The organism is Billgrantia sp. NRB1 (assembly GCF_056921725.1).
This window is the reverse complement of record NZ_CM167783.1, coordinates 3,637,147-3,662,013: the sequence shown is the minus strand read 5'-3', so window position 1 is coordinate 3,662,013 and position 24,867 is coordinate 3,637,147. Positions and strand designations below refer to the sequence as shown.

The 24,867-nt window shown below is 67.6% G+C and carries 21 protein-coding genes; 10 read left to right on the top strand and 11 right to left on the bottom strand.

Annotated features, from left to right (window positions below; translation table 11 throughout):
* Nucleotides 1-336: 336 nt before the first annotated feature.
* Nucleotides 337-1,050: a winged helix-turn-helix domain-containing protein gene (locus ACZIYR_RS16655; protein WP_473034875.1), complete on the top strand. Its 714-nt coding sequence runs from the start codon at nt 337-339 to the stop codon at nt 1,048-1,050.
* Between the two features lie 4 nt (nt 1,051-1,054).
* A complete protein-coding gene (locus ACZIYR_RS16650; protein ID WP_483527473.1) occupies nt 1,055-2,677 on the top strand; it encodes an ATP-binding protein in 1,623 nt (540 codons plus the stop codon).
* Here the strand turns inward: ACZIYR_RS16650 and ACZIYR_RS16645 are convergent.
* Nucleotides 2,664-3,578: a LysR family transcriptional regulator gene (locus ACZIYR_RS16645; RefSeq protein WP_473035096.1), complete on the bottom strand. Its 915-nt coding sequence runs from the start codon at nt 3,576-3,578 to the stop codon at nt 2,664-2,666. The genes ACZIYR_RS16650 and ACZIYR_RS16645 overlap by 14 nt on opposite strands.
* A 102-nt stretch (nt 3,579-3,680) precedes the next feature.
* Between ACZIYR_RS16645 and metE the strand changes: the two genes are divergently transcribed.
* On the top strand, nt 3,681-5,981 hold the full coding sequence (gene metE / locus ACZIYR_RS16640; RefSeq protein ID WP_483527472.1) for a 5-methyltetrahydropteroyltriglutamate--homocysteine S-methyltransferase: 2,301 nt from the start codon (nt 3,681-3,683) through the stop codon (nt 5,979-5,981).
* A 114-nt stretch (nt 5,982-6,095) separates the two neighbouring features.
* Nucleotides 6,096-6,890 (top strand): MliC family protein, encoded by a 795-nt coding sequence (locus tag ACZIYR_RS16635; RefSeq protein WP_483527471.1) that lies wholly within the window; start codon nt 6,096-6,098, stop codon nt 6,888-6,890.
* Here ACZIYR_RS16635 and ACZIYR_RS16630 read toward each other — a convergent pair.
* Nucleotides 6,877-7,524 (bottom strand): helix-turn-helix transcriptional regulator, encoded by a 648-nt coding sequence (locus ACZIYR_RS16630; RefSeq protein ID WP_483527470.1) that lies wholly within the window; start codon nt 7,522-7,524, stop codon nt 6,877-6,879. The genes ACZIYR_RS16635 and ACZIYR_RS16630 overlap by 14 nt on opposite strands.
* Before the next feature lie 140 nt (nt 7,525-7,664).
* Here ACZIYR_RS16630 and ACZIYR_RS16625 point away from each other — a divergent pair, with 140 nt between their 5' ends.
* Nucleotides 7,665-8,243, top strand: coding sequence for a superoxide dismutase (locus ACZIYR_RS16625; protein WP_473034873.1), 579 nt, complete (start codon nt 7,665-7,667; stop codon nt 8,241-8,243).
* Between the two features lie 175 nt (nt 8,244-8,418).
* Nucleotides 8,419-9,021, top strand: coding sequence for an FMN-dependent NADH-azoreductase (locus tag ACZIYR_RS16620; protein WP_483527469.1), 603 nt, complete (start codon nt 8,419-8,421; stop codon nt 9,019-9,021).
* An 8-nt stretch (nt 9,022-9,029) separates the two neighbouring features.
* On the opposite strand, the gene ACZIYR_RS16615 is transcribed toward ACZIYR_RS16620, so the two are convergent.
* Both ACZIYR_RS16615 and ACZIYR_RS16610 read right to left on the bottom strand, forming a co-directional pair.
* Complete coding sequence (locus ACZIYR_RS16615) at nt 9,030-10,106, bottom strand: metal-dependent hydrolase (RefSeq protein ID WP_483527468.1); 1,077 nt, start codon at nt 10,104-10,106, stop codon at nt 9,030-9,032.
* 525 nt (nt 10,107-10,631) lie between these two features.
* A complete protein-coding gene (locus ACZIYR_RS16610; RefSeq protein WP_483527467.1) occupies nt 10,632-11,168 on the bottom strand; it encodes a DNA-3-methyladenine glycosylase I in 537 nt (178 codons plus the stop codon).
* 93 nt (nt 11,169-11,261) lie between these two features.
* On the opposite strand from ACZIYR_RS16610, the gene ACZIYR_RS16605 reads away from it, so the two are divergent.
* The 3 genes from ACZIYR_RS16605 (at nt 11,262) to ACZIYR_RS16595 (ending at nt 12,873) form a co-directional block, all read left to right on the top strand.
* Nucleotides 11,262-11,753, top strand: a complete 492-nt coding sequence (locus ACZIYR_RS16605; protein ID WP_483527466.1) for a DUF411 domain-containing protein — start codon at nt 11,262-11,264, stop codon at nt 11,751-11,753.
* A gap of 198 nt (nt 11,754-11,951) precedes the next feature.
* Nucleotides 11,952-12,392 carry a lactoylglutathione lyase gene (gloA, locus tag ACZIYR_RS16600; RefSeq protein ID WP_483527465.1) on the top strand — a complete coding sequence of 147 codons (441 nt, stop codon included), beginning with the start codon at nt 11,952-11,954 and terminating at the stop codon, nt 12,390-12,392.
* 34 nt (nt 12,393-12,426) lie between these two features.
* The gene (locus tag ACZIYR_RS16595; RefSeq protein WP_483527464.1) at nt 12,427-12,873 is read left to right on the top strand and encodes an META domain-containing protein; all 447 of its coding nucleotides are present in this window, start codon (nt 12,427-12,429) and stop codon (nt 12,871-12,873) included.
* A 222-nt stretch (nt 12,874-13,095) separates the two neighbouring features.
* On the opposite strand, the gene ACZIYR_RS16590 is transcribed toward ACZIYR_RS16595, so the two are convergent.
* From ACZIYR_RS16590 to ACZIYR_RS16570, 5 genes are all read right to left on the bottom strand, one after another.
* The gene (locus tag ACZIYR_RS16590) at nt 13,096-13,830 is read right to left on the bottom strand and encodes a phosphatase PAP2 family protein (protein WP_483527463.1); all 735 of its coding nucleotides are present in this window, start codon (nt 13,828-13,830) and stop codon (nt 13,096-13,098) included.
* 143 nt (nt 13,831-13,973) lie between these two features.
* A complete protein-coding gene (locus tag ACZIYR_RS16585) occupies nt 13,974-14,756 on the bottom strand; it encodes a 3-hydroxybutyrate dehydrogenase (protein ID WP_483527462.1) in 783 nt (260 codons plus the stop codon).
* A gap of 26 nt (nt 14,757-14,782) precedes the next feature.
* The gene (locus ACZIYR_RS16580) at nt 14,783-16,153 is read right to left on the bottom strand and encodes a TRAP transporter large permease (protein ID WP_483527461.1); all 1,371 of its coding nucleotides are present in this window, start codon (nt 16,151-16,153) and stop codon (nt 14,783-14,785) included.
* 58 nt (nt 16,154-16,211) lie between these two features.
* Nucleotides 16,212-16,808 (bottom strand): TRAP transporter small permease subunit, encoded by a 597-nt coding sequence (locus tag ACZIYR_RS16575; RefSeq protein WP_483527460.1) that lies wholly within the window; start codon nt 16,806-16,808, stop codon nt 16,212-16,214.
* Nucleotides 16,809-16,907: 99 nt separating this feature from the next.
* On the bottom strand, nt 16,908-18,020 hold the full coding sequence (locus ACZIYR_RS16570) for a TRAP transporter substrate-binding protein (RefSeq protein ID WP_483527459.1): 1,113 nt from the start codon (nt 18,018-18,020) through the stop codon (nt 16,908-16,910).
* A gap of 534 nt (nt 18,021-18,554) precedes the next feature.
* Between ACZIYR_RS16570 and ltrA the strand changes: the two genes are divergently transcribed.
* Complete coding sequence (ltrA, locus tag ACZIYR_RS16565; RefSeq protein WP_483527458.1) at nt 18,555-19,943, top strand: group II intron reverse transcriptase/maturase; 1,389 nt, start codon at nt 18,555-18,557, stop codon at nt 19,941-19,943.
* A gap of 210 nt (nt 19,944-20,153) precedes the next feature.
* Here the strand turns inward: ltrA and ACZIYR_RS16560 are convergent, their stop codons facing one another.
* Nucleotides 20,154-21,620, bottom strand: coding sequence for a sigma-54 interaction domain-containing protein (locus ACZIYR_RS16560; RefSeq protein WP_473034864.1), 1,467 nt, complete (start codon nt 21,618-21,620; stop codon nt 20,154-20,156).
* A gap of 21 nt (nt 21,621-21,641) precedes the next feature.
* Entirely contained in the window at nt 21,642-24,623 is a 2,982-nt protein-coding gene (locus tag ACZIYR_RS16555; RefSeq protein ID WP_483527457.1) for a valine--tRNA ligase, read from the bottom strand.
* Between the last annotated feature and the right edge of the window lie 244 nt (nt 24,624-24,867).

The following is a 24,867-nucleotide window of genomic DNA, read 5'->3' as shown; positions in this document are numbered from 1 at the left end:
GATGGGCATTGACAGTCGCGCTGTCGGTTGTTAGGCGCACATCATCTTGTGGTTCATGTGTCAGTGGGCACAAGATAGTGTGTGTTTTGCCCCTCATCAAGTGGATAAGCTGTGGGTGAGCTGTGCAGCATCCGGTCGCCCCTGTGGGCAAGCCTCGCGGGCCCGGCATGAAGCCCGCTGCGACGCGCCTGCCGGCCGACGCCCGGGGCGGGCATTTTGGTCAATGAGATGCGCTCCGGGCAGGCGAAAGGGCGCTTTTCGGGTATCCTTTATAGAATGATGACGGGATGTAACGTCCCGATTACTTAACGATGGCCCAGTTCGGGGATGGAGAGGATGGACGACAACCTGGAACAGAGCGACAGGGAGCATGTACTGATCATCGAGGATGACGAGCGGCTTGCCGGGCTGACCCGCGACTACCTGGAGAGCAACGGTTTCCGGGTCACGGTTGAGGCCAACGGCGCCCGTGGCGTCGATCAGATCCTGGCCCTGCAGCCGGACCTGGTGATTCTCGACCTGATGCTGCCCGGTGAGGATGGCCTGTCGATCTGTCGCCGCGCCCGGCCCAGCTACGCCGGCCCGATCCTGATGCTCACCGCCCGCACCGACGACATGGACCAGGTGTTGGGGCTGGAGATGGGCGCCGACGACTATGTGCCCAAGCCGGTGCAGCCGCGGGTGCTGCTGGCGCGCATGCGCGCTCTGCTGCGCCGCACCGATGTGGCCGAGCCCAGCGGCGACGCACGCCTGAGCTTCGGCAACCTGGAGATCGACAGTGCCACCCGGGAGGCCTGGCTCGCCGGCGAGCGCATCGACCTGACCAGCGCCGAGTTCGACCTGTTGTGGCTGCTGGCCAGCAACGCCGGCCGGGTGCTGACCCGCGAAGAGATCTTCAGCGATCTGCGCGGCATCAAGTATGACGGCCAGGATCGCTCCATCGATGTCCGGGTCTCGCGGATCCGCCCCAAGATCGGCGACGACCCCAACCATCCCCACCGGATCAAGACGGTGCGCAGCAAGGGGTACCTGTTCGTCAAGGACGGTTGAGCCCATGCAGCGATTCCTGGCAGACGGCTCCTTCCTGCGCGTCTACCTGGCTCTGGCGCTGGCGCTGCTGCTCAGCGGCGGCCTGGCAGTGGCGAGCTTCCTGATGGTCGACCACGTGCGCCGCGAGCACTATCACGAGCAGCTGGCGCTGGCGCCCATGGCGCTGCTCACCGCGCAGGTGGCGGAGCTGCCCGCCGAGCTGCGCGACCCCTGGCTGGTCGAGCAGCAGGAGCGCCTGGATATCCGCTTCTCGCTGCACGATATCGGCGCCTACCCCTTGAACTACTTCGAACGCTCGCGGCTCGCGGCCGGACGCACCCTGGTCAGCCGCGAGGGGGAGCAGGGCTGGCAGCTCTATCGCCAGCTGCCCGACGAGCCGCTGGTCTTGAGAGCCAACCTGGCCAGCCTCGGCGAGCATCAGCTGCTGGGGCTGGCGGAGATGCTCGGCGACTGGCTGGCTAGCGTGCAGGGGGAGAAACGCCGGGAGCGGCTGGACATGCTGCAGAGCTCGGCGATTCCGCTGATGCTCAGCGACGACCCGCCCGATGGCCTGGACAGCGCGCAGCTCGAGCGGCTCTACGACGCCGAGGTGGTGATCCGCCTGCTGCCCCAGCGCTGGGCGATGTCGCTCTACCTTCGCCTGCCCACCGCCACCGGCGGCCTGCAGTGGGTCGAGGTGGGGCCGCTGCACGCCTTCGAGCCGATGCCGCTGACCCTGTCGCTGCTGCTGGCGGTGATCATCCTGCTGGGCCTGGCCGGCGCCATTTACCTGATCGTGCGAGGCGTGGAGGCGCGCCTGGCGCGGCTGGAGCTGGCCGCCGAGCGCATCGCTGGCGGGCGCCTGGATACCCGGGTCAAGGTCGACGGCGGCGGCTTCATGGGTCGGGTCGGCATGGCCTTCAATGCCATGGCGGTTCAGGTGCAGTCGCTGCTGCGCGCCCAGCAGGAGATGATCCGCGCGGTCTCCCACGAGCTGCGCACCCCGGTGGCGCGCATCCGCTTCGCCATGCAGATGGTCGAGGACATGAGCGACGACCCGGCGGTGCATCGCCAGCTACAGGGCATCGATGGCGATATCGAGGAGCTCGACCACCTGATCGACGAGATCCTCACCTACGCCCGGCTCGACAGTGGCATCGCCAACGGCGCCGAGCTGCAGCGCAGCCCGGTGGAGTGCCGGGCCCTGGCCCGGCGGGTCATCGAGACGCTGGCGCCGCTGCACGCCCAGCTGCGCCTCGAGCTGGCCCCCGGCGAGGAAGCCGAGATCCTGGCGGAGCCGCGCTACCTGCAGCGAGCGCTGCAGAACCTGGTGGCCAATGCCTGCCGCCACGCCCGGTCGCGGGTGCTGGTGCGCATCACCGTGGAGCGTCGGGTAGTGCGCTTCGACGTCGAGGATGACGGCCCCGGGGTGCCGGAAAGCGAACGCCAGGCCATCTTCAAGCCCTTCGCCCGCCTCGACGACAGCCGCACCCGCCAGTCGGGCGGCTACGGGCTCGGGCTCTCCATCGTCGAGCGCATCATGGCCTGGCACGGCGGCAGTGCCCTGGTCGACGACAGCGAGGCGCTGGGCGGCGGGCGCTTCTCGCTGCTGCTGCCCCAGCCGGTCCCCACTATCAGGCAGGCCTGATGCCCTCGAGCACCGCGAAGGAGGTCTCCCGCGCGGTGCGCAGGAAATCCTCCATCCACGGCTGCTCGCGGCTCTCTTCGCGGATGGCGGCGAACAGCGTGCTCCAGACCCCCTTCTCGCCCAGCGCCACCGCCTTGACATAGTCGCGCTCCAGATACTCGGTCAGCGCCCAGTTGGGCAGCGCGCAGACGCCGCGGCCGCTGGCCACCAGCTGCATCATCATGATGGTCAGCTCGGCGGTGCGGATCTCCCGGGGACGCACCCCGGCGGGGTCGAGAAACTGGGTGAAGACATCCAGCCGCGAATGCTCCACGGGGTAGGTGATCAGGGTCTCGTCGGCGAGCTCCTCCGGGGTAACGAAGCCGCGTTCGGCAAGCGGGTGCTGGCGGGCGACGGCCAGCAGCCCCTGATAGCGGAACAGCGGCTCGTAGTGCACGCCGGCCAGCGGCTGGGGGTCGGCGGTGATCACCAGGTCGAGCTGCTCCCGGGCCAGCGCCGGCAGCGGGTCGAAGTGGTGGCCGCCGGGGATATCCACCTCCACCTCAGGCCAGTGGTCGCGGAAGTGGTCGATGGTCGGCATCAGCCACTGAAAGCAGCTGTGACACTCGATGGCCATGTGCAGTCGGCCGGGCTCGTTGCCGGCCAGGCGCGCCAGGTCGCGCTCGGCCATGCGCACCTGGGGCAGCACCTGCTCGGCCAGGGCCAGCAGCCGCTGGCCGGCGCGGGTGAACTCCACCGGTCGTGTCTTGCGCACGAACAGCGGGCTGCCCAGGCGCTCTTCCAGATCCTTGATTTGGTGGGAGAGCGCCGACTGGGTGAGATGCACCCGCTCGGCGGCCTCCACCAGCGAGCCGGCATCGCGCAGGGCGAGCAGGGTGCGGAGATGGCGCAGTTCCAGCATCGTATGAAATCACCTCATGTTTTTAATTAAAAAGTTTAGTTTGATTCACTAGAGGTGGCCAGCGAGACTCTGCTGCATCACTCATGCAGAAGAGACATTATCATGACACTGGCTCATATCTCCGGCTACCCGCGCATCGGCGCCAATCGCGAACTGAAACGGGCGCTGGAACGCTACTGGCAGGCGGACCTCGACCGGGAGGGGTTGGAAGCCGTGGGTCGCGAGCTGCGCGAGCGCCACTGGCAGGCCCAGCGCGAGGCCGGCCTCGATCTGGTCACGGTGGGCGACTTCGCCTTCTACGATCAGGTGCTCAACGTCTCGGCCCTGGTAGGGGCGGTACCCCCGCGCTTCGCCGCCGAGGAGGAGGTCGCTCGCGGCGAGGTTGACCTGGACACCCAGTTCCGCATGGCCCGGGGCCGGGCGCCCAGCGGCGAGCCCGCCGCCGCCTGCGAGATGACCAAGTACTTCGATACCAACTACCACTACCTGGTCCCGGAGCTGCATGCCGGGCAGACCTTCCGTCTGGCCAGCAGCCGGCTGTTCGACGAGGTGGACGAGGCCCGCGAGGCGGGTCACTCGGTCAAGGTGACCCTCACTGGGCCGCTGACCTGGCTGTGGCTGGGCAAGGAGAAGGGCGACACCGACTTCGACCGCCTGTCGCTGCTCGAGGCGCTGCTGCCGGTCTATGGCGAGGTGCTGGCGCGGCTGGCCGAGCAGGGCGTGGCGTGGGTGCAGCTCGACGAGCCGGCGCTGGTCCAGGACCTGCCCCAGGCCTGGAAACAGGCCTTCGAGGCCGCCTACAGCGTGCTGGGGCGTGCCCCGGTCAAGCTGCTGGTGGCCAGCTACTTCGGCGGGCTGGGCGACAACCTGCAGCTGGCGGTCAACCTGCCGGTGGAGGGCCTGCATATCGACGCGGTGCGCGCCCCCGAGCAGCTGACCCCGGTGATCGACAACCTGCCCGGCTACAAGGTGCTCTCGGTGGGGGCCATCGACGGCCGCAACGTCTGGCGGGCCGACCTGGCCGCCCTGCACGAGCGCCTGGCCGGGGCGCGCATGCGCCTGGGCGAGCGGCTGTGGATCGCTCCCTCCTGTTCGCTGCTGCACGTGCCGGTGGATCTGGCCGCCGAGACCGAGCTGGACGACGAACTCAAGGGCTGGCTGGCCTTCGCCCGCCAGAAGCTCGACGAGACGGTGACCCTGGCGCGGCTGCTGGACGGTCGGGCCGGCGACGCCGATCGCGCCCGCCGGGATGCCGCCACCGCGGCACTGGACGGGCGTCGCGAGTCGGCGCGGATTCACCGGCCGGCAGTGGCCGAGCGCCTGGCCCGGCTGAGCGAAGCCGATACCCGCCGCGACAGCGCCTACCCCGAGCGGGCGCGGGCCCAGCGGCGCAAGCTGGCGCTGCCGCTGTTTCCCACCACCACCATCGGCTCCTTTCCCCAGACCGCCGAGATTCGCGCCGCCCGGCGGGCCTACAAGGCGGGCGAGCTCGACCGGGAGGCCTACGAGGCGCGGATGTGCGAAGAGATCGCCGCCACCGTGGCGCGCCAGGAGGCGCTGGGGATCGACATGCTGGTGCACGGCGAGGCCGAGCGCAACGACATGGTCGAGTACTTCGGCGAGCAGCTCGACGGCTTCATCTTCACCCGCTTCGGCTGGGTGCAGAGCTACGGCTCGCGCTGCGTGAAGCCGCCGGTGATCGTCGGCGACGTGGCCCGCCCCGCACCGATGACGGTGCGCTGGAGCCAGTACGCCCAGTCGCTCACCGAGCGGCCCATGAAGGGGATGCTCACCGGGCCGGTGACGATCCTGCAATGGTCCTTCGTGCGTGACGACCAGCCCCGCGAGACCACCTGTCGCCAGATCGCCCTGGCCCTGCGCGACGAGGTGGCCGACCTCGAGGCGGCGGGGATTGCGGCCATCCAGATCGACGAGCCGGCGCTGCGCGAGGGGTTGCCCCTGCGCCAGGCGGAGTGGCAGGGCTATCTCGACTGGGCGGTGACCTGCTTCCGCCTCACCGCAGCGGTGGCCGACGACGCCACCCAGGTTCACACCCACATGTGCTACTCGGAGTTCAACGACATCATCGGCTCCATCGCCGCGCTGGATGCCGATGTGATCACCATCGAGACCTCGCGTTCCGACATGGAGCTGCTCGACGCCTTCCAGGACTTCGCCTATCCCAACGAGATCGGCCCCGGCGTCTACGACATCCACTCGCCGAACATTCCCGAGGTGGACTGGATGGTGGGGCTGATGGAGAAGGCCGCCGAGCGTATCCCGGTCGACCGGCTGTGGGTCAACCCCGACTGCGGGCTGAAGACCCGCGGCTGGGCCGAGGTGGAGCCGGCGCTGGCCAATATGGTCAAGGCCGCCGAGACGCTGCGCCGCCGCCACGGCTGAGCGCGGGGTGTGCGAAAGCCTGACCGGCATCGACGACAGGCGCCGGGGCCAAGTGCCCCGGCGCCTGGTATGCTGGCGTCCATGGACCGTCGATCCGCGCAAGGAGCCACCCCGATGTCTCATCTCTCCGCCTCTGTCTCCCCGTCCACTTTGCCGCGCCCCGCGCTGGGGCTGGTCGCCCTGCTGATGCTGGCCGGCTGTGCCGCCCCCGGTGAAGGCCCCCGGCCCGAAATCCGCGATGCCGCCCCCTCCCCGGAGGAGCCCGAGGCGACGGAAGCGGCCCTGGAGGCGCCCTCCGCGCCGCTGCTGCCTTCGCTGCTGTTCGCCGGCGGCGCCCGGGAATTTCAGGCCTGGCGCTGCATGCCGGCTCAGGATCTGGTCTCGGTGCAGGCCAACGATGAGCTGCGGCTGTGGTCGGCCCACGGCGCCTATCGGCTGCAGCCGGCGGTGGTGGCCAGCGGGGCCCGTTTTCAGCATGGTGACATCAGCTTCTGGTCGAAGGGCGAGGAGGCGCTGGTCGAGAGCGCCAACGGCCGGCTCGACTGCACCCGGGATGCGACCCGCAAGACGCTGACCCGCCAGGAGCGTCCCGGGGTGATGTTCCATGCCCGGGGCAACGAGCCGGGCTGGGTCGCCAATCTGGCCCACGACGTGCCCGAGGTGAGCCTGCTGCTGGACTACGGCACCCGGGAGCTGACGCTGCCCTACCGGGTCACCGAGATGGACAACGCCGCGGGGCGGGTGACCCTGGCCAGTGGCCGCAGTGACACGCCCTTCGAGCTGCGCCTGGAGGCGCGGGCCTGCTTCGATGACATGAGCGGTGAGCCCTTTCCGGCGCGGGTGACCCTGACCCTCGAGGGGGAAAGCTATCGGGGCTGTGGCCAGGGTATCGCGCCTACTCCTCCGTGATCCGGTAGGCGCAGCGCCGGGCGCCGGCCAGCACATGGTCGAGGCGCTCGACGCTGACGTCCTCGCCCAGCGCGGCGCGAAACACCTGAAGCTCCGACTGGCACAGGGCCGGGCAGGCCTGGGCCGCGCTGCAGATCGGGCAGTGGTTCTCGATCAGCAGCAGGCTGCCATCGTCCTCCCGGTGCCACTCGGCCATGTAGCCCTCCCGGGCGCGGAGCTCGGCGAGCCGGGCCACGCGCTCGCCCAGCGAGGCGCAGGCGGCCAGCTCGCGACGATAGAGCGCCAGGGTCTCGGCCTCGCGGGTGTCCACCAGCCGCTTCAGCGCCGGCTCTCCGAGGGTGTCGCGCACGCTGACGATCAGCCTCGCCGCCAGCTCGGCGTGGGTGTCGGGAAACCGGCGGTGCCCCGCCTCGGTGAGCCGCCACTCGGTGACCGGCCGCCCCACGCCTCCCGGGCGCGGGCGCTGGGCCACCAGCCCCTGGCGCGCCAGCTTGCCGAGCTGCTGGCGGGCGTTTTCGCCGCTGGTGCCCAGCATCTCGCCCAGGGCGGCGGCGGAGTGCGGGCCGCGGGTCTTCAGCAGGTGCAGCAGCCGCTCGCCGGCGGTGGCGGGTTTTTCATTAGGATCGCTTGACATGGCGTCTGATGGAATTAACCTAGTGATCGCTTTGAAAATTACGCTGCAATGAAAATACCGACGGGGCGGCCATCAGGCAAGCCGGCGAGTCCGGCAGGGATCGCCCCGATTCCCACCGTGAAAAGCAAGGAGCGACCAGCATGGCATTCGAACTGCCCGCACTGCCGTACGAGAAGAACGCCCTCGAGCCGCACATCTCCGCCGAGACCCTCGAGTATCACTACGGCAAGCACCACCAGGCCTACGTCACCAAGCTCAACGAGCTGACCGAAGGCACCGAGGACGCCAACAAGTCCCTGGAGGAGATCATCAAGTCCTCCTCCGGCGGCCTGTTCAACCAGGCGGCCCAGGTGTGGAACCACACCTTCTACTGGCACTGCCTGTCTCCCAACGGCGGCGGCGAGCCGAGCGGCGCCCTGGCCGAGGCCATCAACGCCAAGTTCGGCTCCTTCGACAAGTTCAAGGAGACCTTCAACGCCAACGCCGTGGCTAACTTCGGCTCCGGCTGGACCTGGCTGATCAAGACCGACGACGGCGGCGTGGACATCGTCAACACCAGCAACGCCGACACCCCCATCGCCCACGGCCAGACCCCGCTGCTGACCATCGATGTGTGGGAGCACGCCTACTACATCGACTACCGCAACGCGCGTCCGAAGTACCTCGAGAACGTGTGGAACGTGCTTAACTGGGACTTCGTCGCCCAGAACTTCAGCTGATTGCCGGCGCCGCGGCCGCGGCGCCTGCCGGCTGACATGCGGGGCCTCGTCGGAAACGGCGGGGCCCCGTTTTTTCGATTTTATTGAATGTCACGCCCGGATTTTTCTGCTTTTCGTTGCACTAAATGCACGCAATCATGGCTCCCATGATTCATCGCCTATCAAGGAGCTTGCCATGACCACCCGGACTCTCGTTCTCACCTCCTCCATTCTCGGCCAGCAGGGCCAGTCCATCGCCCTGGCCGAGCACTTCAAGCAGCGGGTCGCCACCCGGGACGACGTGCAAGTCACCGAGCGCGACCTGGTGGCCGAAGCGCTGCCCCATCTCGACATCGCCGAGCTCTCCAGCTGGCAGCAGCCGGCGGATGAGCGGACCGCGGAGCAGCGCGAGCTGGCGGCCCGCTCGGATGCGCTGATCGAGGAGCTGCGCGCCCATGACCTGCTGGTGCTGGCGGTGCCGCTCTACAACCTGGGCATCCCCTCCCAGCTCAAGGCCTGGTTCGATCGGGTGCTGCGCGCCGGGGAAACCTTCCGCTACACCGAGAATGGTCCCCAGGGGCTGCTCGAGGGCAAGCGCGCGGTAATCCTGGCGGCCCGCGGCGGCCAGTACGCCGGCACCGAGCTCGACAGCCAGACCCCGCATCTCAAGGGGATGCTGGGGCTGATCGGCATCACCGACGTGCAGGTGGTCTATGCCGAGGGGCTGGCCATGGGACGCAAGGACGTCGCCATGACCGAGGCCAAGCAGGCCATTGATGGGCTGGTCGAGCGCCTATAAGGCAGCCATCAACACCGCTCGGGTGTTTTCACCACCCAGCGGCTGGCCACGAAGTCGCTGGTGCACAGCATCGGGTCGGGGCTGAGGATGCGCTGCTTCAGGCGGGGCAGCGCCGTCAGGCGCGCCTCGTCGGCCTGGTAGGGGCTCGCCAGCTGCTCGGTGACGGCCAGCGGCTGCCACTCGCCGCCCTCCCGGGTGGCCAGGGTGAAAACGAAGGGATGAAAGCCGGGAAAGCCCAGGCGCAGATCGGTGGCGGTAAGCGTCTCGCGGCCGTCGATCATCTCCGCCTCGTAGCGCAGGAAGGGGCCGGCGAACCAGTCCAGCTGTCGCCCCTGTTCGATAGCCAGCGCTTCCGATTCCAGCGCCGCGCCGCGGGTATAGGTCTCCAGCCGCGGCGGCGTCGCGCCGTCGAAAAGACCGATCAGCACCTCATGGTGGGCGTCGCCGTCCACCACCGTGGCCCGCCACAGCAGCGTATTGAAGGGCGTGGGCTGCACCACCCGCGGCGCGTCCTGCAGGCCGTGCTCGGCCAGCAGCGGCTCGAGCCGCTGCTCCACCAGCTGCTTGGCACCGAAGGCGAAGACCAGATAGGCACAGGAGAGCGCCAGCCCCCAGGCCGGGCCGCGCCGGCCGTTGCCGGTGATCAGTGCCACGCCGATGCCCGCCAGCAGCGGCAGGGTGTAGAGCGGGTCGATGATGAACACGATGGGATAGGCGGTGGGGGGCACGTCCAGCGGCCACCACAGCTGAGTGCCGTAGGTGGTCAGGGCATCCAGCAGCGGGTGAGTGGTCAGGCAGAGCACGAAGAAGAGCCACCAGTGCCCCAGCGGAATCGCTCTGGCCGATTGCCATCGCGAGGCGAGCAGGGCCAGCAGGGTGCCGAGCCCGGTCAGCACGAACAGCGAGTGGCTGAAGCCGCGATGCTCGGTGACGTTGGCTACGGCATCGCCGTAGTCGAGGAGGACATCGAGGTCGGGCAGGGTGCCGAGGGCGGCGCCGATCAGCACGGCCTTGCGGCCCAGGCGCCGGCCCAGTACGGCGCCGCCCACCGCGGCCCCGAGAGCCGCCTGGGTTACGGTATCCATCGGGAGGGGCTCCTCGCTGAGAGTGCCCGACTATGATGCCATGGGTGCAGGCTCGGTTCCCGCTTGCCAACGGTTACCCCGCCCGGAGCTGATCCGGCGACAGGCCCCGGGGCGCCGGACCGACGAGGGGGCGCTGTAAATACCTCCCTGTACGCTACCGATTCCCTGCTGCGCTCTCGCGTCCCGCTCCGCTGGCAGGTCCGGTGCTGGCCATCCATGGCCAGCCCGTTCGGAGCAATGCTCCTCACCCCTGGAATCGGCCCCCCTCTTCGGCCTGTCCCCGGCGCTCCTTGCCATCCTGCAAAGCTCTATCTATCAGAGCCAGCTGTCGGGTTATCCGCGTTCATGCAATTTCGAGGGATGCGTCCATTTTGGGGTTCTTCGCACTTTAGCGTGAACATGTTTGGCAGGTTTTATGGTGGGAGGCCGGCTCTGCCGGGCGAAGGCGCCGCAGGCGCCCCATGGGTAGCGCTTTGCGCTACTTCGCGAGCTGAAGCTCCCTCCCACAGGGCAAGTTCACGCCAGTCAGCGATGAACCCACCTTGGCCCTGCCTCGAGGATATGCGCCTGCACCGGGCAGTCGTCGCGGTGGGCGCCGGGCAGGTAGCCGGTGCTCATCAGAAACTCTCCGACGATCTCGGGGCCGGTAAAGCGGAAGGTGCGCTTGAACAGGCGCACCCAGTCGCCGTGGTCGAGCGGATGGTGATGATCCAGCCACGCCTTGAAGCTGCCGTGCTCTCGCTGCAGCGCCTGGATCACCCCGGCGTTGTGGATCACCGCCGCGACCTTGAGCCGGTTGCGAATGATCGTGGCGTCGCCGAGCAGGCGTTGGCGCTCACCGTCACCGTAGGCGGCAACCTTTGCGATATCGAAGTGGTCGAAGGCACGACGAAACGCCTCGCGCTTCTTGAGCACCGTCAGCCAGGAGAGGCCGGCCTGGTTGATCTCCAGCGCCAGACGCTCGAACAGCGCGGCGTCATCGGCCACCGGGAAACCGTACTCCCGATCATGATAGGGGCCATGAAACGGATGACCCGGTGCCAGATCACAATAGTGCGACATTTCCACTCTCTTTCCCTTGGCAGGTATTGGCAAGCCGTTGACGGCTTGTCACGATTCCACTATCCGGTGTCAACGCTTCAGGAGCCACCCAGCATGAAAAGCCTATCCATGAACCGCAAGGCGAGAAAGATGACGGCGTTCTCGCTGCTGGCCGGCGGCGCCTTGGCCGTCTACCTCGCCTTCGCGCCCGGTACCAGCCCCCAGGCCGGCACCGTGGTCGAGATGTACCAGGACCCCAACTGCGGCTGCTGTGACGCCTGGGCCGAACACCTGGAGGCCGAGGGCTTCACGGTCGAGCAGCACCGGACTCGCGACGTGCGCTCGGTGAAGATCGAGCACGGCGTCACCCCGGAGCTGGCCTCCTGCCACACCGCCCTGGTGGACGGCTACGTGATCGAGGGCCATGTGCCCGCCGCGGATATCCACCGCCTGCTGGAGGAGCGCCCCGACGTGGTCGGCCTCACGGTGCCGGGCATGCCCCACGGCTCCCCGGGCATGGAGACCGGGCAGTACGATGACTATCAGGTGTTGACCTGGCAGCATGACGATCGTACCCCGGCGGTATTCAGCGAGTACACTCACTGAGTCGAGCCCCGTCGGTGTTGATTGCCAAGAGCGATAGCAATCGGGGCTGATCCGGCGACAGGTCTGTGCGGAGGCGCTGTGAACCCTTCCCTGGGCGCTACTTTTGCCATCCCTGGCAAAAGACCTCCGCGACGACCTGTCCCCGGCGCCCCTCGACATGCTCCGCTGAGATACCCCTGATTCAATAAAGGAGCCGATATGCAGTACCTGCACACCATGGTGCGCGTCAGCGACCTCAAGGCCTCGCTGCGCTTCTACTGCGACCTGCTGGGCCTCAAGGAGGTGCGGCGCAAGGAGAATGACAAGGGGCGCTTCACCCTGGTCTTCCTGGCCGCCCCGGACGACGAGGCGCGCTCCGCCGAGCTCAAGGCGCCGGAGCTCGAGCTCACCTACAACTGGGACCCGGAGACGTATACCGGCGGGCGCAACTTCGGCCACCTGGCCTACCGGGTCGACGATATCTACGCCCTGTGCGAGAAACTCCAGAGAGCCGGGGTGACCATCAATCGCCCGCCGCGAGACGGCCACATGGCCTTCGTGCGTAGCCCCGACGGCATTTCCGTCGAGCTGCTGCAGAAGGGTGAGGCGCTGCCCGCCCGAGAGCCCTGGGCCTCCATGGAAAATACCGGCACCTGGTGAATCGCCGGCCCCTGACAAGGAAGAATGACGAGACATGACGACCAAGCTTGCGGCCCGCCTGGGCCTGGTAATGGCCGCCACGCTGCTGCTGGCGGCCTGCGGCAGCCGCCCCGATGCGCCGCCAGAGCGCGAGGTGAGCCTCTCGGGGCCGGTGGTGGAGCAGCGCTGGAACCTGCTGCTGGTGGGCACCGACGAGCGCCTCTCCCTGCCCCAGCCTGCCTGGTTTCGCATCGATGAAAAGGGCCGGGTGACGGGCAGCGACGGTTGCAACGAGATGCGGGGCCGGGTGCGCGTGGGAGAGCATCAGCGCATCGAGTTCACCGAGCTTGCCACCACCCGCCGCGCCTGCCCCCAGGGCGAGAACGCGGCCCGCGTCACCGGCATGCTGGAAACCGCCTACCGCTACCTGATCGACCACGACCGGCTGGTCTTCTTCGGCCCCGACCAGCGAGTGCTGGGCGGCTGGCGCAAGGCCAACTGACGAAAGCGCGGATTCGCTACTGCGCTCGACGACCCACATGGATGTGGGAAGTGCGTTGGTTCGTCGGGAACGAACCTAGCCATCCTGGCCGCCGGCGGTACCGAAGCGTCGGACCGTCACAATCCTCATTGAGCAGCCAGTCAACTCCGGTTGCTCCGTTCCGGCGGCGGCCAGCCTATCTTCGCTCGTTACGCGACTATGCGCTTTCTTCGCGAAAGGCTGTTAGCGCCCCGGCAGCAGCGCCTGAACCTTGGCCAGCCCCGCGGTGATGCCCCGCGACAGCCAGGGACCCACCGGCGTCAGCAGGATCCAGGGGGCGACGATCAGGTTGATGACCAGCGCGGCGAAGTAGACGTCGCTGAACCAGTGGGCGCCGCTGAGAATTCGCGGCGCGCTGAGGATCACCGCCGTCACCGCGCTGACCAGCATTACCTTGAGACCGGCGAAGCGCCACATGAAGGCGGTGAACAGGATCAGGTTGACGCCGTGGTCGCCCGGAAAGCTCGACCCGGAGCTGTCCTTGGTGGAGAAGTCGACCATCTGGGTGACTAGGTTGACGTCCTCATAGACCAGGGTGGGGCTGGGATGGGTGTAGGGCACCACCATGCGCACCCCCTGGGCGATGAACGCCGCGGTGAGCAGCATGGTGATGCCGGTGCCGCCCCAGCGCAGCATCCGCTGGTGCGGCTCCGGGTCGCGGCCGATGGCCCACAGGTAGATCGCCAGCAGGATGAAGAAGCTGACCACGTCGAAGAGCCGTGCGTTGGTGGCGGCCACCATCCACACCCAAGCGCTGTTGTCTTCCGTCAGCCAGGCGTTGGTGACGAAGAAGACGGCATCATCCAGCTCTGTCCAGAACATGACCCCGGGCGAGATCCAGGTCAGGATCAGCGCCACCCCCAGCAGGTTGAAGAGCAGCAGCTTGGGCAGATCGAGCTTGGGGGTAGTCGGCGGCATCGCAATGGCTAGGTTGGGGAGTTGTGACGCTATTTTAGGCCAAATGGCGATAACAGAACAGTGTTCCCCAACTGCCTTCCCCCGGCTGCCCCCCTGGCTGACCCGGCTACTGCATTCCCCCGGCTGCCCCCTGGCTGACCCGGCTACTGCATGTACCAGCCGTGACTGGCCACCACCGACTGCCCGGTGAGCGCTGCCGTGGGAAACGCCGCCAGGTGAAGGGCCACCTCGGCGATATCCTCCAGGGTGGTGAACTCGCCGTCGACGGTATCCTTGAGCATCACGTCGCGCACCACGGCCTCCTCGGAGATGCCCAGGGCCTGGGCCTGCTCGGGGATCTGGCGATCCACCAGCGGCGTGCGCACGAAGCCCGGGCAGATCACGTTGGTGCGTACGCGGTGCGCGGCCCCCTCCTTGGCCACCGTGCGGCACAGCCCCAGCAGAGCGTGTTTGGCCGCCACATAGGGGGCCTTCAGCGGCGAGGCTAGCTTGCTGTGTACCGAGCCCATGTACAGTAGACAGCCACCCTCATCCTGGCGATACATCTGGCGCAGCGCGGCGCTGGTCACCAGGAAAGCGCCGTCCAGGTGAACGGCGGTGACCTTGCGCCAGTCGGCGAAGCTCAGGGTGTGCAGCGGCTCGATGTGCTGGATGCCGGCGTTGGCCAGCACCACGTCCAGGCGGCCCCAGCGCGCTACCAGGGCCTCAACGCCGGCGTTGACCGCCGCTTCGTCGGTGACGTCCATGGCCAGCGCCATGGCCTCGCCGCCGGCCTCGCGGATTCCCGCGGCGGTCCGTTCGGCCGCTGCCAGGTCGAGGTCGGCGATGGCCACCCGGGCCCCTTCGCGGGCGTAGCGCTCGGCCACGGCGCGACCGATACCGCCGGCGGCACCGGTGATCAGGGCGGTCTTGTCAATCATGCGCATAAGGGTATCTCCAGGTTAAAGGGCGGTCAGCGACCGCCGTAGACTTCACTGGGCAGCCAGGTCGCCAGTGGCGAGAAGGCGAACACCAGCAGCAGGCCCAGCAGTTGGATGGCCACGAAGGGGGCGACCCCGCGATAGATATCGCCAGTGGTGATCCCCGGCGGGCAGACGCCTTTGATGTAAAAGAGCGCGAAGCCCACCGGCGGGGTTAAGAACGAGGTCTGCAGGCAGATGGCGAAGAGAATGGCGAACCACAGCGGATCCACGCCCAGGCTCATCACCACCGGGGCCACCAGCGGCAGGATGATCAGGGTGATCTCCACCCAGTCGAGGAAGAAGCCGAGCAGGAACACCACCGCCAGGATGGTCAACACGATGCCGGTCTCGCCGAAGGGCAGCCCGGTGAGCGCCAGGCGCACCACGTCGTCGCCGCCCAGGCCGCGCAGCACCGCGGCAAAGACCGTGGCGCCGATGAAGATCGCGAAGATAAAGGCGGTGGTGCGGCTGGTCTGATAGAGCGCATCGCGCACCTTGGCCACGGTCAGGCGGCGGTTGGCCAGGGCCAGCAGCATGGCGCCCAGCGCCCCCACCGCCGAGGCCTCGGTGGTGGTGGCGAAGCCGGTGAAGATCGAGCCCAACACCGCCAGGATCAGCCCCAGCGGCGGCAATACGGCCAGAAACACCTGCAGGTAGGCGCGGGCATCCAGGGGTTCGCGGTTCTTGGGGGCCGGGGCCAGGTCCTTCTTCAGGTAGGCGGCGATCAGGATGTAGGCGATATACATCAGCCCCAGCATCACGCCGGGCACCAGGGCCGCCATGAACAGCCGTCCCACCGAGGCGTCGGAGGTACCCATCCGGTCGGCCATCAGCACCAGCATGATGCTTGGCGGTACCAGGATGCCCAGGGTGCCCACCGAACAGGCGGTGCCCACGGCCAGCGACTTATCGTACTGGGCGCGCATCATCGGCCCCAGCGACAGCATGCCGAGCAGCACCACCGAAGCGCCGACGATGCCGGTGGAGGCGGCCAGCAGCACGCCGACGATCACCACGGTGACGGCGTAGCCGCCGCGCAGCCCGCCCAGCACCCGAACCAGGGAGTTCATCAGCCGCTCGGCGATGCCGGAGCGGTCGAGCATGATGCCCATGAAGATGAACAGCGGCAGGGCCACCATCAGCTCATTGGAGACGATGCCGTAGATGCGTCGGTCCAGTACGCCGATGGTGCCGCCCCAGGAGAACCACAGGTCGGCGGCGAAGACCTCCACCAGTAGGTGGCCGATCACGGCGAAGACGAAGCCGACGCCGGCCAGCGACCAGGCGACGGGGAAGCCCAGCAGCAGCAGGCTCATGAAGCTGGCGAACATGGCCAGCACGAGGAGTTGTTCCAGTCCCATAGTCAATCTCGATGCGTTAGCGAAGCAAGGCCCGGGGGGCGGGAAGCCGGCCAGGGCGCTACTGACGCGGCGTGGTGCGCGCCAGGCGCCGCGGGAAGCCGAACAGCAGGGTGGTGCAACGCAGGGCGCGGGAGGCCAGCGCGACCGCCACCAGGGTCAGGCCGATGGGAATCAGGGTCTTGATGATGAAGCGATAGGGCAGGCCGCTGGGGGCCTGAGAGCGCTCGCCGCGCGCAAAGGAGCGGTAGCCGTACTGGTACAGCTGCTCCACCATCAGATAGAGAATCGGCAGGGCGAGCAGAACGATGCCCAGCAGCTCGATCCAGGCTTGGGCCCTAAGCGAGAATTTCTCGCGGATCACGTCCACGCGCACGTGATCGTCGCTGACCACGGCGTAGGCCAGGGTCAGGATCATGGTGGCACCGAACAGGTGCCAGGAGAGCTCTTCCACGGCGATGGAACCGCGGCCGAGGATGAAGCGGTTGACCACGTTGGTCAGCACCACCGCCAGGGTGGCGAGCCACAGCCAGGAGATGACCCGCCCGACCGTCAGGATGGCCATGTCAAGGCGGTAGCTCAGGCGGTTGGTGGGCAGCTCAGGCGCAGAGTGCCCTTCCGGCGCCGGGGCGCCGGAGGCGGAATCGTGCACGCTCATGGGGTGGCTCCGTGGCGTCGATGCGGGATACGGAAGTAACGAGGCAGCTGGCCGCCCCCCTGCGGGCGGCGGCCGGCGTTCAGGCGGCGATGGCGCGCATCACTCCTCGTCGAGGGCCTCGGGGGCGTAGTAGGAGCGCGGCAGGTGGCCTTTCACGTGCCAGTTGCCGTGCACCTTCATGAACTCACGCTGGCTTTCGAGCACGCGGGCGAACATCTCGTCCTCGGCGGCGATCTCGGCCTGCACCTCGTTGGTCACCCGACGCAGCTCGCCGAGGATCTCGTCGGGGAGCACCTGGGCGTTGACGCCCTCTTCCTCGAAGTCGCGAAGCGCCTTGGGGTTCTCCATCTCGCTCTCGGAGTAGCCGTACAGCGTCGCGGCGCGGCAGCCCATGTCGATGGTGGCGCGGGTCTGGGGCTCCAGGGCGTCCCAGCTCTCCTGGTTGATCAGCAGGTGGGCGGTGGTGAAGGTCTGATGCCAGCCCGGCAGCACGTAGTTCTGGACGATCTCCTGCATGCCCAGGATGCGGTCGACGGCCGGCGCCGAGAACTCCATGGCATCGATGGTGCCGCGCTCCATGGCCTGGTAGAGCTCGCCGCCGGGAATCATGGTGACCGAGGCGCCCAGGCGCTCCATCACGCGCCCGCCGATGCCGGCAAAGCGGATGCGCAGGCCGTCGATCTGCTCCAGGTCCTCGAGGGGTTCGGCGAACCAGCCGGCGGCCTCGGGGCCGATCATGCTGCACAGCAGCGGATGGACGTCGTAGTCCGCGTAGATCTCCTCGAGCAGTTCGGCACCGCCGCCGAAATAGTGCCAGGCCAGGTAGGCGGGCGGCTCCATGCCGAAGGGGGCGCCGGCAAACAGCGGCAGGGCGGGGATGCTGCCCTGATCGTAGCCGACCCAGGTGAAGCCGGCCGGATAGCGACCTTCCGATACCGCATCGAGGATCTCGAAGGGCGGGATCAGCTCGCCCGGCTCGTAGTAGCGCAGGTTGATGTTGCCCCCGGAGACCTGGTCCAGCGACTCGCTGAGATAGCGTACCGGGGTGCTGAGCCCCACCAGGTGGGAGGGAAAGGCGATGGGCACCTGCCAGCGCACCCGCTCCTGGGCTTCGGCCGAGCTGGCCCCGGCGGCGCCCAGCAGCAGAGAGGCGCCGGCGACGCCGAGAGTGAGGGGGCGAAGCAGGCTGGCGAAAGAGGTCTTGGAGGACATGACGGCTCCTTGAAGCGGTTGTTGTTGGCATAGACGCGCCACGCGGCGTGGCGCCTGGCCATGTCATTGTGCGCCAGGCATGGCGCGTAGCACCGATAGGTGCTGTTCTCGAGGGTGGTGCCTCGGGATGACTCGGGGGTGAAAGTCCCCTGCGGACCCTGATAGCGGGAACCGCTAGCCGAACAGCAAGGGTGTCCGCCGCGAGGCGGAATCTGAAGGAAGCTGAAGGCAAACTCCCGGCCTGACGAACAGGAATCGCATATGAGGCAGCCACATCTGGGCGAGAGGGCAATGACACTCGAAGCCCAATAGCTATCCGGAAGATGTGGAGGTAAATGCGGCGGGTAGATGGGAGGAAGGTCGCGCGTCTTACCCTGGGAGGTCTGGTGGTCTGCCACGGTGCTACCGGCGCCGAGAGGCGACGGGATGGGCCGCCAGACGTCAGCAGAGGCCATAGTAAGTGCCGATTCACTCCGGCACCAAGGGCCGAACATGAAGAACCGCGAGTAGGCGATGACGTCTCGAGGATCGATCATGAAGACAGAAAGCGGCGCTGATACCGCCCTCCACCCAGAGGGGCAGGGGCAGTACCCCGAGTCCCAGCCGGTGGGCGTCGAGACGATCCCGGCGTCGTCATTGTGGACGAAAGCGGAGCCCGCCCCGCTCATGGAGGCCGTGGTAGAGAAGGCCAACATGGCGCGGGCTTACCGGAGGGTGGTCGCCAACAAAGGCGCACCGGGTGCCGATGGCATGACGGTGGACCAGTTGGCCGACCACCTGAAACAGTACTGGCCGACGCTGCGCGAGCGGCTGCTGGCCGGTGAGTATCACCCCAGCCCGGTCCGGGCCGTCGAGATCCCCAAGCCCAAGGGCGGGACGCGACAGCTCGGCATCCCCACGGTCACCGACCGGCTGATCCAGCAGGCGCTGCTGCAGGTGCTAACGCCGATCTTCGATCCGGGCTTCTCCGCATCGAGTTACGGCTATCGGCCGGGGCGCAATGCCCAGCAGGCCGTCTCGGCGATGAAGGCCCATGTCACCGCCGGCCACCGCTGGGTGGTCGACCTCGACCTGCAAGCCTTCTTCGACCGGGTGAATCACGACCTGCTGATGGCCCGGGTTGCGCGCCGCGTCCGCGACAAGCGGGTACTGCGCCTGATCCGACGCTATCTGGAAGCCGGGATGTTCCAGGACGGCCTGGCCGCGCCACGCCGGCAGGGAACGCCCCAGGGGGGACCGCTGAGTCCGCTGCTGGCCAATATCCTGCTGGATGACGTGGACAAGGAGCTAGAACGCCGCGGCCACCGCTTCTGCCGCTACGCCGACGACATGCAGGTGTATGTCAGGAGTCGGCGGGCGGGCGAGCGCGTCATGGCGAGCCTGAGTGATTTTCTCGAGAGCTCGCTCAGGCTCACGGTCAATCGCGACAAGAGCGCGGTGGACCGCCCCTGGAACCGGGGGTATCTGGGCTATACGCTGACCCGACACAAGCTGCCGAAGCTGACGCTGGCCAAGGCCAGCCTGCAGCGCCTAATGCAGCGTGTCCGCGAGATCCTCAAGCGTGGCAGGGGGCGCAACATACGGCGCGTTATAGAAGAGTTGACCCCGGTCCTGCGGGGCTGGGCCAACTACTTCTCCCTCGTCGACGTAAAGCGCCCGCTGGAAGCGCTGGATGGTTGGATACGTCGCCGACTGCGTTGCGTGATCTGGCGGCAGTGGAAACGCCCGCGGACCCGGCGTCGTAAGCTCCTGGCGCTGGGACTGGACGACTACCGAGCGTGGAAGGCAGCGGGAAACGGGCGAGGCCCTTGGTGGAACGCCGGCGCCTCGCACATGAATCAGGCCTTGCCACGGAAGTGGTTCAATCAACTGGGTCTGATCTCGGTACTCGATACGGCAAGAGGGCTTAGCCGTTCTTCATGAACCGCCGTATACCGAACGGTACGTACGGTGGTGTGGGAGGGCGCCGGGGGTGACCCCGGCCCCTACCCGATGCAGACTCCGTGCCATCTTTGGAAAGCGATTTAAAAACAAGGGGTTGTAGTCGTGGCTCGGGAAGGGTGTTAGGCAGGGTGTCCGGATATACAGACAATGTTCGACCTTGGTTCGAGACGAAGGTGTCCGAAAATCCGGTCAGGTGTCTGGTTTTTCAGACAGTCGAGCCAGTTTTTCATATAGCACCGAGCGGGGAATGCCCAGCAGGCGGGCGGCGCGGGATTTGTTGCCGTGGCAGGCGTTCAGCGCATTGTGCAGGGCGGTGCGCTCCGCCTCGGCCACCACCTGGGCCAGCGGGCGCACCGGGGAGGGGCCGGCCGGCCCGGGGAGCGTGTCGTCGGGCGCGGCGGGCAGGGTGGTGAGCAGCGCCGGGGCGTCGATCACGCTGCATGCCTCATGGAGGGCCAGGGTCTGCTCGAGGGTGTTGCGCAGTTCGCGAATGTTGCCCGGCCAGTCGTGGCGCTGCAGCAGTGCCACCGCCTCGGCGGTGATCTCGGCGCGTGGCTCGCCGCTCTCCGCAGACAGCCTGCCAAGGATCGCCTCGCAGAGAATGCCCAGGTCCGCCAGGCGTTCCCGCAGCGGCGGCACGCGAATGCGCAGCACGTTGAGCCGGTAGTAGAGATCGGAGCGGAAGCTGCCCTCGGTGACCATGGCCTCGAGATCGCGGCTGGTGGCGGCGATCAGGCGCACGTCCACCGACTTGACCTCGTTGGAGCCCAGCGGCTCCACTTCGCCCTCCTGAAGAGCGCGCAGCAGCTTGGCCTGCAGCGGCAACGGCATGTCGCCGATCTCGTCGAGAAACAGGGTGCCGCCGCTGGCCAGCTGGAACTTGCCCTGCCGCGCCCGCCGGTCGGCGCCGGTGTAGGCGCCGGGGGCAACGCCGAAGAACTCCGCCTCCAGCAGGGTCTCCGGCACTGCCGCCACGTTGACCGCCACGAAGGGCTGCGCGTAGCGGGGCGAGTCGCCATGGATGGCCTGGGCCAGCACCTCCTTGCCGGTGCCGGTCTCGCCCAGCAGCAGCACTGGGGTGGAGCGGGCCGCCGCCAGCCGGGCGCGGCGCTTGACCTCCAGCACGCCGGGACTGGCGCCGATAAAGTCGCCCAGGGCGTAGCGGGCCCCGCGGCTCGCCAGGGCGCGGCGGGCCACCGCCAGGTCGTGCTGCAGGCGGCGGTACTTGCCCATCAGCGGCGTCAGCGCCTCCAGGTCCTCGAAGACGATGAAGGCCACGGCGCCGGTAATGGCGCCGGTCTGGCGGTCATGCAGCGGCAGCCGGGTGACCACCAGCTGATGCGCCCCGTACTCCATGATGTCGAGCAGGATAGGACGGCCGCTGCGCACCACCTCCGGCATGCGGGTGTGGGGGATCACCTCGCCCACCGGTCGGCCGATCGCGCTGGCCGGGTCGTCGATGCCCAGCAGACGACAGTAGCTGTCGGTGATCCAGGTGAGCCGCGCCTGGGCATCCACCGAGATGGCGCCGGCGCTGGCATGCTCGAACAGCGGAAACAGCGGGCTGATCGCCTCCCGCGTCAGCCCCGCGCTCAGGGGGCTGGGAGGGTCGGATGGCGGGCCACTGCCACTCTGCCGTTGGTCGCGGCGGCGCATCTCAGGGGTCCCCGGCCGCCCTCAGAGGGCGGCGATCTTGTCGCGCTGCTCGACCAGCAGGTTGCGGGTGGTCTGGAATTCCTTGAGCTTGCCGCGCTCCTTCTCCACCACCGCTTCGGGGGCCTTGGCGACGAAGCTCTCGTTGGACAGCTTCTTCTCGATGCCGCCGATCAGCTTCTCCTGCTTGTCGATCTCCTTGGTCAGGCGGGCCAGCTCGGCGTCCTTGTCGATCAGGTCGGCCATGGGCACCAGCACCTCCATCTCGCCCACCAGCTGGGTGGCCGAAAGCGGCGCCTCGCTCGGGTCGTCGAGCCAGGCGGCGCTGTCCAGCTTGGCGAGCTTGGCCAGGAAGGGGCGATTGGCCGTGAGGCGCTCGCGGTCGGCGGCCGAGCCTTTGGTCAGCAGCACGTCGAGAGGCTTGCCCGGGGCGATGTTCATCTCGGCGCGGATATTGCGCACCGCCACGATGACCCCCTTGAGCCACTCGATATCGCGCTCGGCGGCTTCGTCGATCTTGTCCTCTTCGGTGCTGGGCCAGGGCTGGACCATGATCGAGTCGCGCGGGCTCGAGTCGGCATCCAGGGTGCCGGCCAGCGGGGCCACGCGCTGCCAGATCTCCTCGGTGATGTAGGGCATCATCGGGTGGGCCAGGCGCAGGATCGCTTCCAACACCCGCACCAGGGTGCGACGGGTGCCGCGCTTGGCCTCGGCCGAGGCGGAGTCGTCCCACAGCACCGGCTTGGAGAGCTCCAGGTACCAGTCGCAGTACTCGTTCCAGACGAACTCGTAGAGCGCCTGGGAGGCGTGGTCGAAGCGGAATTCCTCCAGCGCTCGGGTCACCTGGGCCTCGGTCTGCTGCAGGCGCGAAACGATCCAGCGGTCGGCCAGCGACAGCTCCACGTCGCCGCCATCGGCGCCGCAGTCCTGCCCCTCGGCGTTCATCAGCACGTAGCGCGAGGCGTTCCATAGCTTGTTGCAGAAGTTGCGGTAGCCGTCGAGGCGGCCCATGTCGAACTTGATATCGCGTCCGGTGGTGGCCTGGGAGAGGAAGGTGAAGCGCAGCGCATCGGTGCCGTGGGGCTCGACGCCCTCGGGGAACTCGGCGCGGGTGGCTTTGGCGATCGCCTTGGCCTTCTGCGGCTGCATCAGGCTGCCGGTGCGCTTCTCCACCAGGTTTTCCAGGTCGATGCCATCGATCAGGTCGATGGGGTCGAGCACGTTGCCCTTGGATTTGGACATCTTCTGCCCCTGGCCGTCGCGCACCAGGCCATGGACGTAGACGGTCTTGAACGGCACCTCGCCGGTGAACTTCAGGGTCAGCATGATCATCCGCGCGACCCAGAAGAAGATGATGTCGAAGCCGGTGACCAAGACGCTTGAGGGGTGGAAGTTGAGGAAGTCCTCGCCGCGGTTGGGCCAGCCGAGGGTAGCGAAGGTCCACAGGCCCGAGCTGAACCAGGTGTCCAGCACGTCTTCGTCCTGGGTCAGCGGCTGCACGCCGAGCCGCTCCATGGTCAGCAGGGCGTCGGAGGTCAGCCGGGTGGTACCGCCCAGCAGCTTGTCGAAGGAGCGTAGGCGCATGGCGTCGTGGAAGTTGTCGCACTCGTGCTCGAGGTAGTCGGCCAGTTCGGAGACGTACTGGCGAGTTGCCTCGACCTCGTTGCGGGCCACGAAGACGTTGCCGTCGATGTCGTACCAGGCGGGAATGCGATGGCCCCACCACAGCTGGCGCGAGATGCACCAGTCCTGCAGGTCGCGCATCCACGAGAAGTACATGTTCTCGTAGTTCTTGGGCACGAACTGGATGTCGCCCTTCTCGACGGCCTCGATGGCCGGTTTGGCGAGGCTCTCCACGGCCACGAACCACTGGTCGGTGAGCAGCGGCTCGATGACGTCGCCGGAGCGGTCGCCATAGGGCAGGGTGTTGTTGACCGTCTCCACCTGCTCGAGCAGCCCGGCAGCCTCCATGTCGGCGACGATCTGCTTGCGAGCCTCGAAGCGATCGAGCCCGGCGTAGGCGTCGGGCAGGCTGGGGTCGATGTTGGGCAGCGGATTGCCCTGCAGGTCGAAGACCTCGGCGCGGGCCAGGATCTTGGCGTCCTGGGAGAAGACGTTGATCAGCGCATGGTCGTGGCGCTTGCCGACCTCGTAGTCGTTGAAGTCGTGGGCGGGGGTGATCTTCACGCAGCCCGAGCCCTTCTCCATGTCGGCGTGCTCGTCGGAGACGATGGGAATGCGCCGTCCTACCAATGGCAGCTCGACGAACTTGCCCACCAGGGAGGCGTAGCGCGGGTCTTCCGGGTTTACCGCCACCCCGGTGTCGCCGAGTAGGGTCTCGGGGCGGGTGGTGGCGACGACCAGGTAGTCTTGGCCAGCGTCGGTGGTGACGCCGTCGGCCAGCGGGTAGCGGAAGTGCCAAAACTGGCCCTGCTGGTCGCGGTTCTCCACCTCCAGGTCGGAGATGGCGGTGTGCAGGGTGGGGTCCCAGTTGACCAGGCGCTTGCCGCGATAGATCAGGCCCTCGTTGAAGAGCCGCACGAAGACTTCCTGCACCGCCTTGTAGAAGCCATCGTCCATGGTGAAGCGCTCGCGGCTCCAGTCGACGCTGGCGCCCATGCGGCGCAGCTGGCGGGTGATATGGTCGCCCGACTCCTGCTTCCACTCCCAGACCTTATCGATGAACGCTTCGCGGCCCAGGTCGAAGCGGCTCTTGCCCTCTTCCGCGGCGACCTTGCGCTCCACCAGCATCTGGGTGGCGATGCCGGCGTGGTCGGTGCCTACCTGCCACAGGGTGTTCCTGCCCTGCATGCGCTTCCAGCGGATCAGGGTGTCCATGATGGTGTCCTGGAAGGCGTGACCCATGTGCAGGCTGCCGGTGACGTTGGGCGGCGGGATCATGATCGAGTAGGGCAGGCCGGAGCCGGAGGGGGCGAAATGGCCGTCGGCCTCCCAGCGCTCGTACCAGCGGGATTCGATCTGCTCGGGTTGGTAGGTCTTGTCCATGGGCGTTCCGGGTCCAGAAATGGTCGCCGCCGACCCGGGGGTCGGACGGCAGGAGAGGGCGACGAAAAATGGGCCTGATTATAGCGCGAGGGGGCGCCTGGCGTCATGGGCGCCGGAGTGCTGATGCTGGGCTGTCGCAGTTTGTGTGGGAGGGAGCTTCAGCTCGCGAAGCAGCGCGCAGCGCTGCCACACCCGGGCGCCTGGCGGCGCCTTCGCCCGATGAATCGGCCTCCCACCTTGCTCG

Bases quoted from the DNA above. Each gene is read 5' to 3' on its own strand.
- ACZIYR_RS16655 (WP_473034875.1), top strand. From the start codon at position 337: ATGGACGACAACCTGGAACAGAGCGACAGGGAGCATGTACTGATCATC.
- ACZIYR_RS16650 (WP_483527473.1), top strand. From the start codon at position 1,055: ATGCAGCGATTCCTGGCAGACGGCTCCTTCCTGCGCGTCTACCTGGCT.
- ACZIYR_RS16645 (WP_473035096.1), bottom strand. From the start codon at position 3,578: ATGCTGGAACTGCGCCATCTCCGCACCCTGCTCGCCCTGCGCGATGCC.
- metE (WP_483527472.1), top strand. From the start codon at position 3,681: ATGACACTGGCTCATATCTCCGGCTACCCGCGCATCGGCGCCAATCGC.
- ACZIYR_RS16635 (WP_483527471.1), top strand. From the start codon at position 6,096: ATGTCTCATCTCTCCGCCTCTGTCTCCCCGTCCACTTTGCCGCGCCCC.
- ACZIYR_RS16630 (WP_483527470.1), bottom strand. From the start codon at position 7,524: ATGTCAAGCGATCCTAATGAAAAACCCGCCACCGCCGGCGAGCGGCTG.
- ACZIYR_RS16625 (WP_473034873.1), top strand. From the start codon at position 7,665: ATGGCATTCGAACTGCCCGCACTGCCGTACGAGAAGAACGCCCTCGAG.
- ACZIYR_RS16620 (WP_483527469.1), top strand. From the start codon at position 8,419: ATGACCACCCGGACTCTCGTTCTCACCTCCTCCATTCTCGGCCAGCAG.
- ACZIYR_RS16615 (WP_483527468.1), bottom strand. From the start codon at position 10,106: ATGGATACCGTAACCCAGGCGGCTCTCGGGGCCGCGGTGGGCGGCGCC.
- ACZIYR_RS16610 (WP_483527467.1), bottom strand. From the start codon at position 11,168: ATGTCGCACTATTGTGATCTGGCACCGGGTCATCCGTTTCATGGCCCC.
- ACZIYR_RS16605 (WP_483527466.1), top strand. From the start codon at position 11,262: ATGAAAAGCCTATCCATGAACCGCAAGGCGAGAAAGATGACGGCGTTC.
- gloA (WP_483527465.1), top strand. From the start codon at position 11,952: ATGCAGTACCTGCACACCATGGTGCGCGTCAGCGACCTCAAGGCCTCG.
- ACZIYR_RS16595 (WP_483527464.1), top strand. From the start codon at position 12,427: ATGACGACCAAGCTTGCGGCCCGCCTGGGCCTGGTAATGGCCGCCACG.
- ACZIYR_RS16590 (WP_483527463.1), bottom strand. From the start codon at position 13,830: ATGCCGCCGACTACCCCCAAGCTCGATCTGCCCAAGCTGCTGCTCTTC.
- ACZIYR_RS16585 (WP_483527462.1), bottom strand. From the start codon at position 14,756: ATGCGCATGATTGACAAGACCGCCCTGATCACCGGTGCCGCCGGCGGT.
- ACZIYR_RS16580 (WP_483527461.1), bottom strand. From the start codon at position 16,153: ATGGGACTGGAACAACTCCTCGTGCTGGCCATGTTCGCCAGCTTCATG.
- ACZIYR_RS16575 (WP_483527460.1), bottom strand. From the start codon at position 16,808: ATGAGCGTGCACGATTCCGCCTCCGGCGCCCCGGCGCCGGAAGGGCAC.
- ACZIYR_RS16570 (WP_483527459.1), bottom strand. From the start codon at position 18,020: ATGTCCTCCAAGACCTCTTTCGCCAGCCTGCTTCGCCCCCTCACTCTC.
- ltrA (WP_483527458.1), top strand. From the start codon at position 18,555: ATGAAGACAGAAAGCGGCGCTGATACCGCCCTCCACCCAGAGGGGCAG.
- ACZIYR_RS16560 (WP_473034864.1), bottom strand. From the start codon at position 21,620: ATGCGCCGCCGCGACCAACGGCAGAGTGGCAGTGGCCCGCCATCCGAC.
- ACZIYR_RS16555 (WP_483527457.1), bottom strand. From the start codon at position 24,623: ATGGACAAGACCTACCAACCCGAGCAGATCGAATCCCGCTGGTACGAG.